Origin of the sequence: Micromonospora sp. BRA006-A (genome assembly GCF_033433935.1) — a bacterium.
Lineage (GTDB): Bacteria > Actinomycetota > Actinomycetes > Mycobacteriales > Micromonosporaceae > Micromonospora > Micromonospora aurantiaca.
Window position 1 is genome coordinate 5,632,579 of record NZ_JANCLW010000001.1, and the last position, 12,441, is coordinate 5,645,019.

10 protein-coding genes are annotated in these 12,441 nt (G+C 75.7%); 3 read left to right on the forward strand and 7 right to left on the reverse strand.

The annotated features are described in order from the left end of the window. Nucleotides 1–211: 211 nt before the first annotated feature. Nucleotides 212–976, forward strand: coding sequence for a hypothetical protein (locus NMK34_RS25615; protein ID WP_318335532.1), 765 nt, complete (start codon nt 212–214; stop codon nt 974–976). Between the two features lie 47 nt (nt 977–1,023). Here the strand turns inward: NMK34_RS25615 and NMK34_RS25620 are convergent, their stop codons facing one another. Next, a complete protein-coding gene (locus tag NMK34_RS25620) occupies nt 1,024–2,076 on the reverse strand; it encodes an acyl-CoA desaturase (protein WP_318335533.1) in 1,053 nt (350 codons plus the stop codon). 285 nt (nt 2,077–2,361) lie between these two features. Here NMK34_RS25620 and NMK34_RS25625 point away from each other — a divergent pair, with 285 nt between their 5' ends. Next, nucleotides 2,362–3,141, forward strand: coding sequence for a glucose 1-dehydrogenase (locus NMK34_RS25625; RefSeq protein WP_318335534.1), 780 nt, complete (start codon nt 2,362–2,364; stop codon nt 3,139–3,141). Between the two features lie 58 nt (nt 3,142–3,199). Here the strand turns inward: NMK34_RS25625 and NMK34_RS25630 are convergent, their stop codons facing one another. The 4 genes from NMK34_RS25630 to NMK34_RS25645 are packed head-to-tail and all read right to left on the reverse strand — an operon-like array spanning nt 3,200 to nt 8,884. Next, nucleotides 3,200–6,604 (reverse strand): SCO7613 C-terminal domain-containing membrane protein, encoded by a 3,405-nt coding sequence (locus tag NMK34_RS25630; RefSeq protein WP_318335535.1) that lies wholly within the window; start codon nt 6,602–6,604, stop codon nt 3,200–3,202. A 47-nt stretch (nt 6,605–6,651) separates the two neighbouring features. Then, complete coding sequence (cutA, locus tag NMK34_RS25635) at nt 6,652–6,972, reverse strand: divalent-cation tolerance protein CutA (protein WP_030503202.1); 321 nt, start codon at nt 6,970–6,972, stop codon at nt 6,652–6,654. Nucleotides 6,973–7,027: 55 nt separating this feature from the next. After that, nucleotides 7,028–8,050 (reverse strand): 1-acyl-sn-glycerol-3-phosphate acyltransferase, encoded by a 1,023-nt coding sequence (locus NMK34_RS25640; protein WP_269697596.1) that lies wholly within the window; start codon nt 8,048–8,050, stop codon nt 7,028–7,030. Further along, nucleotides 8,051–8,884 (reverse strand): patatin-like phospholipase family protein, encoded by an 834-nt coding sequence (locus tag NMK34_RS25645; RefSeq protein WP_318335536.1) that lies wholly within the window; start codon nt 8,882–8,884, stop codon nt 8,051–8,053. A gap of 179 nt (nt 8,885–9,063) precedes the next feature. On the opposite strand from NMK34_RS25645, the gene NMK34_RS25650 reads away from it, so the two are divergent. Further along, nucleotides 9,064–10,557, forward strand: a complete 1,494-nt coding sequence (locus NMK34_RS25650) for a serine/threonine-protein kinase (RefSeq protein ID WP_318335537.1) — start codon at nt 9,064–9,066, stop codon at nt 10,555–10,557. Between the two features lie 4 nt (nt 10,558–10,561). Here the strand turns inward: NMK34_RS25650 and NMK34_RS25655 are convergent, their stop codons facing one another. Continuing rightward, the gene (locus NMK34_RS25655) at nt 10,562–11,623 is read right to left on the reverse strand and encodes a glycosyltransferase family 4 protein (protein WP_318336424.1); all 1,062 of its coding nucleotides are present in this window, start codon (nt 11,621–11,623) and stop codon (nt 10,562–10,564) included. A gap of 132 nt (nt 11,624–11,755) precedes the next feature. Then, a complete protein-coding gene (locus NMK34_RS25660; RefSeq protein WP_318335538.1) occupies nt 11,756–12,427 on the reverse strand; it encodes a BON domain-containing protein in 672 nt (223 codons plus the stop codon). Nucleotides 12,428–12,441: the final 14 nt, after the last annotated feature.

Here is a 12,441-nt window from a genome sequence, read left to right on the forward strand (position 1 = left end):
CGATGTCGTCCCGTGACGCGGCCGGGCCGTTCACCCCGCCGCGCCGCGCGCCACCACCGCGACGCGCCCTCCACCATGCGACGACCCTACCGGCCACCCCCGCCGGCGGCTTCGCCGCGCACGCCGGAAAAGGGGCGCACGCCACTGGGCGGCCGCCGCTACATTGATCGTCCGGCCCCGGTGGGGCCCTTTTCGCGGAGGAACATCACTGATGACGAAACGACGGCTGGCGACCACGGGGGTCGCGCTCGTGGCGGTGCTCGGCCTCGGTCTGACCGGATGCGGCGACCGGCCCGGCAAGGACGCGCCGGCCGAACGGGCTGCCGCCACGGGCTCCGCGAGCCCGGCGACGACGCCGCGTGACGAACTGACCGCCGCCATCGAGAAGCTCAACGAGCAGACGCTGCGGGTCAAGCTGGACTCGGCCATGCTCACCGCGCACGGGGTGAGCGATCCGCGGGCCCGCACCATGCAGACCACCCTGACGATGGCCGCCTTCGGTGAGGTGCGCATGCTGGTCATCGGCGCCGACACCTGGGTCAAGTTCGACGGCGAGCTGGGCGAGCAGCTCGGCGGTTCCCGGAAGTGGCTGCGCATGGACACCGGCGACGGCGTGATGCCGGTGGACGACCCGGGCGGGGTGAAGAAGCTGCTCGCCGCAGTGGTCGACGTCCGCAGCTCGGGTGACCGCTCGTACGCCGGGACGCTCGACTACACGCGCAGCGGCGCCACCGGGAAGGCGCTCACGGCGGCGGGCGACAAGGCGAAGGCGCTGCCGTTCACCGCGACGCTGGACGAGCAGGGGCGTCTGCGCACCTTCACGCTGGACATGACGCCCATCGACGCGTCGCTCGACCGGATGTCCGTCACCTACTCCGACTTCGGCACGCCGGTGCGGCTGAGCCCGCCCGCGCCCGGCGCGGTGGAGGAGGCGCCCGCCGCGATCGCCGCGGCCTTCTCCGGCACTCCGATCTGACCCGGCGCCGGGCGGGGCGTCCACTCGCCCCGCCCGGCTCACCCCGTTCAGGCCGCGCGCAGCGGGCGGCCCACGTCGTGCAGGTGCGCCAGCGCCTGCCGGTACGACTCGACCAGCCCGGTCTCCGCGTACGGGACGCCCTGCTCGGCGCAGTACGCCATCACCAGCGGCCGGGCCCGGCGCAGGTTGGCACGCGGCATGTTCGGGAACAGGTGGTGCTCGATCTGGTAGTTGAGCCCGCCCAGCGCCAGGTCGACGAACCGTCCACCACGGACGTTGCGCGAGGTCAGCACCTGCTTGCGCAGGTAGTCCAGCTCGTCGTCGGCGGTGGGCATCGGCATGCCCTTGTGGTTCGGGGCGAACGAGCAGCCCATGTAGAGGCCCCACAGCCCCTGGTGCACGGCGACGAACAGCAGCGCCTTGGCCGGGGACATGACCGCGAACAGCAGCCCGAGGTAGCCGGCGGCGTGCGCGGCGAGCAGCAGCGCCTCCACGGCCCGGTGCCGCATCGGCACCCGCCACCGCCCGTCCGGCTCCCGGCCGATGAGCGCCTGCACGCTCGCCACGTGCAGCGCCAGCCCTTCCAGCAGCAGCAGCGGGAAGAACAGCCACGCCTGACGGCGGGCCATCCACCGGCTCAGGCCGCGCGTCGCCATCGCCTGCTCGTACGTCCAGACCAGCGCGCCCGCCCCGACGTCCGGGTCCTCGTCGGTGTGGTTCGGGTTGGCGTGGTGCCGGTTGTGCTTGTCGACCCACCAGCCGTAGCTGAGCCCGACCGCGAGGTTGCCGGCGACCAGCCCGGCCGCTTCGCTCGGCCCGCGCCGGCGGAACATCTGCCGGTGCCCGGCGTCGTGGCCGAGGAACGCCACCTGTGTGGTCGCCACCGCCATCACCACCGCCAGCGGCATCTGCCACCACGAGTCGCCGACGAGCGCCACCACGATCCAGCCGGCCAGGAACGCGCCGAGCGTGAGCGCGATCCGCAGCGCGTACCGGCCGGGCCGCCGCTCGAGCAGTCCCGCCTCGGCGATCCGGCGGGACAGCCGCGCGTAGTCGCTGCCCCGCCGTGCCGCGCGTTCCGTGGACGTGGAAGTGGTCATGTCGCCCCCGATGCCGCGAGCCACGCTCCGTACGCGACTCTCCGTCACCGATTCTGGCGATGATCGTCGCCGTGGGTAATCCCGCAGACCCCCGGCTCGGGGGTGGTGCTGTCCCTACCCCTCCGGGCCGGAGCGGCGCAAACGATCTTCGTCACACCGCGGCGAGCCCGCACGACGGTGGGCGCACCCCCTCTGACCAGCTAATCTGTACGTAAAGATGAGCGCCACTCATCCGAACGGCCAGGGTGCAGGCTGCACGGTCATCGACAGACGGGAGACAGCGCGGTGCGTGGATTGACGGACAAGGTGGTGCTGGTGACGGGCGGCGGCTTCAGCCCGGACCAGGTCGGCTCCGGACTCGGCATGTCCATGTGCGTCGAGCTGGCCGCCGAGGGAGCGAAGGTGGTCGTCTCCGACCTCTCCCCGGAACGCGCCGAGGCGACAGTCACGCGCGTCGAGGAAGCCGGCGGCGACGCGGTGGCGGTGGCTGCCGACGTCACCGACGAGGACTCGGTACGCGCCATGGTGAGCGCCGCCCTCGACGCGTACGGGCGCATCGACGTGCTGGTGAACAACGCCGGGGTGTTCGGCGCGTACGTGCCGCTGCTGGAGATCGAGAACAGTCAGTGGGACCGCGTGATGGAGGTCGACCTGAAGGGCGTCTTCCTCGCGACCAAGGCGACGCTGCCGCACATGCTGGAGCGCGGCAAGGGCGTCGTGATCAACGTGTCCTCGGCGTCCGGCGTGGTCGCCAGCGAGGTCGGCGCGGAGTACACCACCGCCAAGCACGGCGTCATCGGGCTGACCAAGCAGATCGCCTACGACTACGGCCACCAGGGCATCCGCGCGGTCGGCATCGGCCCCGGCGTGATCAAGACCGCCGCCTTCGAGGGCGCGGAGATCACCAGCGACTTCCCGTTCTACGACCTGACCATGCAGGCGCCCGCCGGCCGGTACGGCGAGCCGCACGAGATCGCCCGCGCGGTCTGCTTCCTCGCCAGCGACGACGCGTCCTTCATCCACGGCCACACCATCCCGGTCGACGGTGGTTCGCCGATCAGGTGAGGCGAAGGGATCGGCCCGGGCCGGGATCGTCTCCCGCCCGGGCCGCATCCCCGCCGGGTCAGCCGAGCCGGGCGACCGCGTCGCGCAGCCGGACCAGGTCGCGCCGGCGCCGCTCGTAGGTGGCGGCCAGCCCGATCAGCAGCAGCCCACCCACTCCCAGGAAGATCCAGCGGGGCAGCAGGTCCCAGCCCCGGGCCAGCTCGTGCAGCGCCAGCGGCACCAGCGTGGCCGCGCCCAGCACCACAGGCGCCTGCCAGCGCCGGGTCGCCCCGCCGAGGACGACGGCGAGCGCCGCCGCGCCGAGTGCCAGCCGCCGCCACGGCTGCGGCTCACCGGAGACCAGCACCGACACGAGGCTCGGCAGGAACGCCGCACCGAGCCCCGGGCCGAGCGCCGGCCAACTGGTCAGCCCGGGTCGGCGCCGCAGCGCCAGCAGCCCGGCACCCAGGGCGAGCGCCGCCGCCGGCAGCGTGTACGCCTCCAGCACGACCACCCCGCCCGCGGCGAGCAGCAACCACGCCCCGACCAGCTCGCTGCCGGCGGCCACCGCCGCCAGCACGCGACGCCCGGCCGGCGACTCGCCCCGGCGTGACACCCGGACCGCGACGGCCACGCCCCACAGCACGCAGACCGCCGCCGCGTACCGCAGCGAGCCGCCGGTGAGCAGCAGCGCGAGCAGCGCCACTGCCTGCGCCGCCGCCTCCAGCGCCCACACACCGGCCCGCCCCGCGCCGAGACCGCCCGGCCCGCGAACCACGCGCAGCAGCGGCGCCGCGTGCAGCGTCACCGCCGCGACGGCCAGGGCGGCGAACGCCGCGGTACGCAGCGGCAGCCCCGCCGCCAGCGACGCGGTGACCGCGAACCCGGTGGCAGTCGCGACCGCGCCCAGCCACCCCGCGATCCGGACCACCGCCGGCCGCCCGGCCGCCCCGGTCACGGCACCGGCCACCACCAGCGCCCCGAGTGCGGCGAGCGTCAGCGCCCGGGTGGCGAGCAGGCCACCGAACCCGGGTACGGCGAGCACCGCCCCGAGCGGCACGAGCACCGCCGGACGCGCACCGGTGAGCGCGGCGACCAGCAGCGCGGCCAGCCCGACGCCGAACGCGACCGCCGGCACCACCGGCCAGGGCGCACCGGCCGCCTCCGCCAGCACGGGCAGCGCGACAGCGCCGAACGGCAGCGCGGCGACCCACCAGGCGAGGCGGCGATCCGTGGCGGCGTACGCCCCGGCGGCGACGCCCAGGAGCAGCAGCACCAGCCCGGCGCGGGCGGTCCCGGCGGACGCCGCCACGGCGGCGGGCACCCCGGACCAGGGTTGCACCGGCAGGTCCACGAGCAACGTCAGCACCACCGGGGACACGGCCAGCAACGCCACGACGGCCAGCGCGCTGCCGACCGCGCGCAGCGCGACCACCGGCCGGGAGCCGGCCCCGGCGGCGAGCGCCAGCAGCACCCCCGCCGTGGCGTACGGCGCCACCGGTTCCCCGCCCGGCGCGACGAGCGGCACGAGGCCGGTCCCGGCGAGCGCCACGGCGAGCCCCGTCGAGGCGTACCCACTCAGATCGGTCCACAGGCGACGGACGGCGAGGACGACGACGACCGGCACCACGACGGCGGCGAGGGCACCCCGCAGTTGCCACCAGAGCGGCGCACCGAGGCCGAGCAGCGCGACCGCCACCGCCGCCGGTACGGCGAGCAGCGCCACCGCCAGCGCCGTGCCGCCCACCACCGGCTGCGCGTCCCGCCCGCGCCGGCCCAGCGCGGCGAGCGCCACGCCGAGCACCGCGGTCACGGCGAGCACTGCGACGGCCGCGCCCGGGGCGGCGCAGCCGACGAGCAGCGCGTGCCCGAGCAGTACCGCCCCGGCCGACGCGGTGACCGGCACGACGACCCGTCCCCCGCGCGGCCGGGCCACCGCCGCCAGCAGCAGCACGGCGGCGGTCGCGAGGTCCACGACCAGCACCATCGGCCACGGCGTCGCCGTCACGGCCGGCGCGGCGAGGGCGACCAGCCCGGCGGCGGCCACACCGGTGAGCGGCCGGACGGCCCGGGGCGTCAGCAGTGCGACCGCCCCGGCGGTCAGCAGCAACGCCACCGGAAGCTGCCAGCCCCAGGACGGGACCGGCACGTCCCGCCCGCCCTGCCAGGCCGGGAAGCCGACGCTCGCGGTGGACGCGCCGACCAGGCCGGTGAGCACGACCGCCACCTGACCCAGCACGGCGGCCACGGCGAGCGCGCCCACGAGCGGACCGGTCCGGACCGGCGCCGGCAACGCCCGGACCGCACCGGCGAGCGCCGCCACCACCAGGCCGGCGGCGATCAGCAGCAGCCCGGGCCGCCACTCGGCGACCGGCCGGATCAGCGCGAGAGCGAGCACCGGCACCAGCAGCCCGGTGGTCGACGCGCGCCAGAGGCGGCCACCCGCGGCGAGCGCGCCGGCGACCAGCGCCAGCGCCACCACCAGCAGCGGGCCGCCGGCCAGCAGCGGGATGCCCGCCGCGTGGCCGACCGTCAGCGGCACCAGCGCGCAGCCGGCCGCCAGGACCAGCGCCGTGCCGTGCCCGGTCCAGCCCAGCACCCGCCCGGCCGCGAGCGCCGTGCGACTGCCGGAGGTACGGCGGCGCAGCACGACCACGACCGCGAGGTCACCGAGCGCCACGGCGGTCAGCACCAGCGCCCAGCCGGCGGCGGTGGGCCGGGACGCGGCAGCGGCCAGCGGCAGCACCGGCTGCGCGAGCAGCCACGCCGCGAACCAGGGTGCGGTGAGGCGGCTGACCAGTGCGTACCCGGCCGCCACCGCGGCGCTGCCCGCCGCCACCAGCGCCGCGTACCGGCTGCCGGGCAGGCCGGTCACCCCGAACAGGTCCACCGACCAGGCGGCGGATCCGTCCAGGACCACCAGGAGCAGCGCCACCGAGGCGAGCGTCTCGGCGGTGCCACGCAGCCCGCGTGCCCGGGCGACGAGCGGCGCGACCAGTGCCAGCGCGGTGACCGCGAGCAGGATCAGCGCCCGGCCGGCCACCCCGAACGTGCTCCAGGCGACGGCGGTGAACACCACGGCGGCGGTGCCGAGCAGCAGCCCGCCGAGGACGAACAGCAGGCCCTGGACCGCGCGGGTGGAGGTCTCCGCGCCGCCGGGGCGTACCGGGACGGGGGCCTGCGGAATTCGACGCGGCGGCGGCGCCGGGAGCGGCGCGGGACCGGCGGCGCGCGGCGCGGGGATCTCCTGACGGACCCGGGCGGCCAGCGCCGCCCGCCGCTGCCGGGCCGTGACCAGCCGGACGGACAGATCCTGGTACGCGAGCCGGGCCGCCTCGACGCGCGGCACCAGCTCGGTGATCTCCCGGTCCAGCCGGACCACCTCGGCGGCGGGCGGGTAGGGCGGACGGCCGCAGCCGCGGCATCCGGCGACGAGGTCGGCCGGGGCGCCGCAACCGGGGCAGGGGTAGCCGGTGTTCTCCACCCGGCCAGCTTCGCGGGCGGCGGAGCGGACGGACAGAGTAGGAGTACCTAGGGCCGGGTCTGCTCGCGCACCCAGGCGGTGTAGCCGGGGTTGCCGCTGTCCTCCCGGCTGACCAGGATCTCCGGCACCTCGTACGGGTGGTTGGCGCGGAGCTGGTCGACCAGGGCGTCCACCCGGTCCGGCGCGGTCTTGAACCGCACCTGCCACTCGGCGGTGGTCTGGATCGCCGACTGCCACCAGTAGGTGCTGTCGACCGGGCCGCCGACCTGGGCGCAGGCCGCCAGCCGGCCGGCGACGGCCGCGGCCGCCAGCACGTCCGCGACCCCGCGGGCGTCCACCACAGTCGTCACCACGCAGATCTGCTCCACGAGCGCACCCTACGCGGCCCGCTGCCACCGCGCCGAGCAGGCGCGGGGAATCGGCTCAGGCGTCGACGGTGCCGTCGCGGTTGTCCGCGATCCACCTATCGATGCGGGCCCACCAGTCGAACAGCCAGTCGACGCGTTCCTGCTTGCCGGCCGGGATCTCCTCCGGCGGCACCGACCAGAACCGCATCACGATCCGCTTGTCCATCGGCAGCTCACGCCACACGTCCGCGACGGTGAGCATCTGGTCCAGCCCGGTGTGTGCCACGAAGATCACGCCGGCGTCCGGCGCGGCGTCGAGCGCGGCGAGCAGCCCGCCCGGCTGCGGGGCGAGCACGTGCCGCATCCGCTCGGCGCGGCGCGCCATCCGTTCCAGGCCGAGCGACCGGAGCCGGTCGATCGCACGCAGCCGCCGCGCCGGGGTGAAGTTGCCGCCCTCCGGGAAGATCACGAAGGCGTCGTCGTCGTCCAGGCCGGTGGCCAGGTGCCCGACCTGCCGGGCCACCGACTCACGCCCGTCCGGCCCGGCCGCGATGAACCGGTTGGGCAGCCGGTTGAGCAGCACGTCGATCGCCGGATCCCACTGGAGGGTCTCCTTGAGCACGATCCGGGGTTCCCGGTTGAACCAGTTCACCAGCGCGTGGATCAGGATGAACGAGTCGCCGGGCCCGGCGTGCCGGCAGACCACCAGTTCGGGGCGGCCGGGCAGGGCGGTGTCCGGGTCGGTGCCGACCACGTCGATGCTCAGCCGCAGCGTCCACCGGGCCTGCCAGAACATGATCCGCAGGAACCAGCCGGCCAGCACGTAGTGGGCCCGCTGGAAGGCCGGCGCGCGCTTGTACACGCCGAAGCCGGAGGCGAGCCAGAGCAGGAACAGGGCGAGCAGCGCGGCGGCGTCCCAGACCAGGTAGACGGTGCCGATCCAGAGCAGCCGCAGCGGCCGGAGCCGTCCCGGCACCAGCGGCGACGCGGCGAGCGCCAGCAGCGCCCAGCCGGGAAGCGTGGTCACCACGAGGAAGGCGAGCAGCACCACACCAGGGGCGAGCACCAACCGGCGTAGCCAGCGGGGTGGCAGCGGCATTCAGCGCTCCAGCGCGGTGTCCAGGTATCGGCGGGAGGCAGTGTACGCGCGACTGATCCGCCGTCCCACCGCCGCCGTGTCCCGGTACGCCCACGGGCTGTCGTCGCGCGGCTCCAGCCCGCCGGTGGGCAGCACGTGCACCTCGACGTCCTCGGGCAGCGCCGCCATCTCCCGCGCGAACCGGTGCCGGCGGGCGATCTCGAACGCCACCTGGGCGATCTCCCAGGGGCGGCGCGGCGGAGTCAGCTCGCGTTCGATCCGGCCCACCTGGAGTACGAAGATCTGCTTCGCGCCGAGCAGCACCGCCTCGCCGACCGGGATCGAGTTGACCACCCCGCCGTCGATGTAGTGCTGGCCGTCGATCTGGGTCGGGGGCAGCAGCCCGGGCACCGAGGCGGAGGCGAGCACCGCCGGCACCAGCGGTCCGGTGTGGAACCAGTGCTCGGCCGCGCGCTCGATGTTCGCGGCGCAGCAGCGGAACGGCACGGCCAGGTCGGCGAACGTGGTGTCCTCGCCCAGCGCGCTCTCCAGCAGGCGGTACAGCGGGCGGGGCGAGTGCAGGTGGGTACGTGCCGCGAACCGGCGTAGCTGCCGGGCGACCGAGTCACCGTACACCTCGCTGGCCTCGGGCGAGGCCCAGAGCCGGACCAGCCGGTCGGTGACCGCCTCGGTCGGGTCGGCGGCGACCAGGGCGCCGTTGACCGCGCCGATCGACGTACCCAGCACCGTGTCGGGTGTGATCCGGGCACGGAACAGGGCGCGCAGCATGCCCACCTCGACCGCGCCGAGCACTCCCCCGCCGCCGAGCACGAACGCCACCGGACCTGCTGCCATGCCGTTCATCCTGGCACGCGGCCCACACCCGGCCGGCCGGCTGCCCCGCCCGTGACCGGACCGTCACGCGACACCGGCCGAGTCGTGACGCAGCGCGATCGTCAACCGGACGACTGTTGACAGGTCAGACACATTCCCGCAACCTGATAGCGCTCCCGAGCACAGGCAGGTGCGAGCTGATGGCGACACTCCAGGCCGGCCGTCTGCTGGCCCGGCGGTACCGGCTCATCGACCGGATCGGTGCCGGTGGCATGTCGGTGATCTGGCGTGCCCGCGACGAGGTGCTCGACCGGATCGTGGCGGTCAAGGTGCTCGCTCCCTCGCTCGCCGCCGACGCCCGGTTCCGCGACATGGTGCGCGAGGAGGCCCGCTCCGCCGCCCAGCTCGACCACCCGCACGTCACCGCCGTGCACGACTACGGCGAGACGGTGGCCCCGGACGGCTCGATCACCTCGTTCGTGGTGATGGAGCTGCTCAGCGGCGAGGAGTTGGAACACCGGCTCAGCGAGGGGCCGCTGCCCTGGCCGGCGGCGGTGGAGACGGGCGCGCAGGTGGCCGAGGCGCTGGCCGCGGCGCACCGGCTCGGCATCGTGCACCGCGACGTCACACCGGCCAACGTGATGATGACCGGCACCGGCGCGAAGGTGCTCGACTTCGGCATCGCCACCCGGATCGGCGCGCCGGACGACGACGAGGACGGCGGCACGTTCGGCACCCCGGCGTACGTGGCGCCGGAACGGCTCGACGGCGCGCCCGCCCAGCCGGCCACCGACGTCTACTCGCTGGGCGTGCTGCTGTTCGAGACGCTGACCGGGCACCCGCCGTACCCGGCGGAGACCTGGGAGCAACTGAGCGCGGCCCTCGCGGACTGTCCGGAGCCGACACTGGACGACGTACCGGGACTGCCCGGTCCGGTCGCTGACATCTGCCTGCGCTGCCTGGACCGCGACCCGCGCCGGCGGCCCACCGCGCACCGGGTCGCCGCCGTGCTGCGCGACCAGTTGCTGCCCGCCGACCCGCAGGCCGCCACCATGCTGGCGCCGACCATGACGCTGCCCGCGCTGACCTCGCCGCCGCCGACCGGCCCGGAACCGGCCGGGCCGCCCGCCCCGGGCCCGGCCCCCGCCGCGCAGCCGCGCCCGGAGCCGGGGCAGGAACCCGCCGCGCAGCCGGCGCCGAGCCGGCGCCGCACCCTCACGCTGGCCGCCGTCGGCGTGACTGTGGTCGCCGCCGCGGCGCTGCTGGCGCCCGCGCTGACGCCGGACCGGACCACCGACCCGCGGGTGCTGCCGACCGCCGGGCCGGTGCAGCCGTCGCCCGCCGACCCGCCGGTGGCCGAGGAACCGGCCACCACGCCGCCGGCCACGCCGACGTCGGTGCCGCCGAGCGAGGGCGCCCGCCCGCCGGCCGCCGGTCAGGCCGACGCCGCCGAACGGGTGGACGGGCTGATCGAGGCCGGGCTGACCGAGGGCCAGATCCGCGAGGACGTCGGGGTGGACCTGCGCAACCTGCTGCGCAACGCGGTCGCCGCGAACGGCGAGGGCGAGGTGACCGCCGCCGTGGACCGGCTCCGCGGCAAGATCGACGAGCGTCGCCGGGAGGGCAGCATCAGCCCCGGGTACGCGCGGCGACTCGACGCCGCGGCGGCGGAACTCGTGGCCGGGCGGACCTGACCGGTCAGCCGGCCACGGCGGGCGCGACCGCGCGGGCTGCCCGGGCGGGTGCCCGCGCGGCCAGGAAGCCCCGGTAGACCGCCTCGTAGTCGGCGGCCATCCGCTCCACCGAGAAGTTCTCCGCCACGTGCGCGACGCAGTCCTCCGGATCCAGGTCCGCCGCCGCCCGCAGCGCCGCCGGCAGCTCGCCGGGGTGCTCGCAGACGAAACCGGTGATCCCGTCGCGGACCAGCTCCGGCACCGCGCCCCGGCCCAGCGCCACCACCGGCGTACCGGTGGCCATCGCCTCCACCATCACCATGCCGAACGGCTCCGCCCACTGGATCGGCATGATCAGGCAGCGGGCGTCCAGCAGCAGCCGCAGCGCGGTGGCACGGTCCGCGTTCACCACGAGTGTCACGTCGTCGCCGAGCAGCGGCCGGACCACCTGCTCCAGGTAGCGGCGCTCGGCCGGCTCGTTGCTCTTGCCGGCGAGCGTGAGCGGCAGCCCGGCGGACCGGCAGGCCGCGATCGCCACGTCCGGGCCCTTGTCCGGGCTGAACCGGGCCAGCCAGAGCACCGGGCCCGCGCCCGGGCTGCGCTTGCGCGGGATGTCCCGCAGCGGCATCGCGTTGTGCACGGTGCCCGCCCAGGGCAGTCCCGGGTTCGCGCGGCGCTGGGCGTGCGAGATCGCGACCAGCCCCACCCCCCGGTCGGTGTTGCCGAGCACGGTGCCGTACTCACCGACCGGGTTGCCGTGCACGGTGGCCACTGTGGGCACACGGCGGCGGCCGGCCACCATCGGGCCGATCGTGGTGTGGTCGTGGATCAGGTCGAAGCCGGCCGGGTCGACCAGGCGGTCCACGTGGGCCAGGTGCGCCAGTTCGGGCAGCGACTCGCCCATCCGCTCGTACTGGAGGTCGTCGCAGGTGGAGACGAAGTCGGCGGCGGTGCCGTGCTCGCTGCCCGCGCCGAACAGCGTGACGCGGTGCCCCCTGTCGACGAGCGCGTCGACGAGGCCCGCCACCACCGTCTCCAGTCCGCCGTAGCCGGGCGGCGGCACCGACAGCCACGGCGGCACCACCATGGCGATCCGCAACGGCCCGGCCCAGGCGCGCTCCGGGGACTGCTGGTTCACGGCCACGAGTCCTCCCCGTCGGTCCCCGGCGTACCCGCTGCCCGCGCGTTCCCGGCCCGGCCCGCGGTAAACGACGGGCGGTCAGCCGGACACCACGATCCCGACGTGCACCTCCCGTACGCCGGGCAGCGCCCAGGCGGCCCGTTCCGCGTCCTCGCGCTGCCACCAGGCGCTCACCACGCCGTCGAGCACCACCGTGTCGCCGTCGACCCGCGCGTCGATCCGCTCGGTGCCGGTACGCCGCAGCAGCAGGGCGCGCAGGTCGAGTCGTCTCTGCTCGTCACTCGGCGGCGTCGGGGGCCGCACCTCGACCAGGTTCGTCACCCCGCGTACGCCGCGCAGCCGGCGCAGTTCCCGCTCGGCGGTACGGCGCTGGAAGCCGAACTCGACCTCGCCGCGCAGCATGATCCAGCCGTCGGCGACGGTCACGTCCAGCCGCTCGGCGGGCACGAAGCTGTCCCACTCCAGCGCCCGGCTCGCCGCGATCGCGATGTCGGCGTCGGTACGCAGGTCCGTGGCGGGCAGGTCGACCGCCAGGTCGCTGGCGACCGCCCGGACGCCGCGTACCCGGTGGGCGCAGCGCTCGGCGGCCCACCGCCGGGCGTAGCTGTCCACCCGGCCGGTGAGCGTCACGACGCCCCGCGAGACCGTCACGCCGATCTCGGTGGCCCGGGTCTGCGCGTCCCAGTCCAGTTCGGCGAGGACGTCGCGCTGGATCTGCTGGTCGGTACGCACGGCGGACGTGGTGGTCATGCCCCGACCCTCCC

Bases quoted from the DNA above. Each gene is read 5' to 3' on its own strand.
- NMK34_RS25615 (WP_318335532.1), top strand. From the start codon at position 212: ATGACGAAACGACGGCTGGCGACCACGGGGGTCGCGCTCGTGGCGGTG.
- NMK34_RS25620 (WP_318335533.1), bottom strand. From the start codon at position 2,076: ATGACCACTTCCACGTCCACGGAACGCGCGGCACGGCGGGGCAGCGAC.
- NMK34_RS25640 (WP_269697596.1), bottom strand. From the start codon at position 8,050: ATGCCGCTGCCACCCCGCTGGCTACGCCGGTTGGTGCTCGCCCCTGGT.
- NMK34_RS25645 (WP_318335536.1), bottom strand. From the start codon at position 8,884: ATGGCAGCAGGTCCGGTGGCGTTCGTGCTCGGCGGCGGGGGAGTGCTC.
- NMK34_RS25650 (WP_318335537.1), top strand. From the start codon at position 9,064: ATGGCGACACTCCAGGCCGGCCGTCTGCTGGCCCGGCGGTACCGGCTC.
- NMK34_RS25655 (WP_318336424.1), bottom strand. From the start codon at position 11,623: ATGGTGGTGCCGCCGTGGCTGTCGGTGCCGCCGCCCGGCTACGGCGGA.
- NMK34_RS25660 (WP_318335538.1), bottom strand. From the start codon at position 12,427: ATGACCACCACGTCCGCCGTGCGTACCGACCAGCAGATCCAGCGCGAC.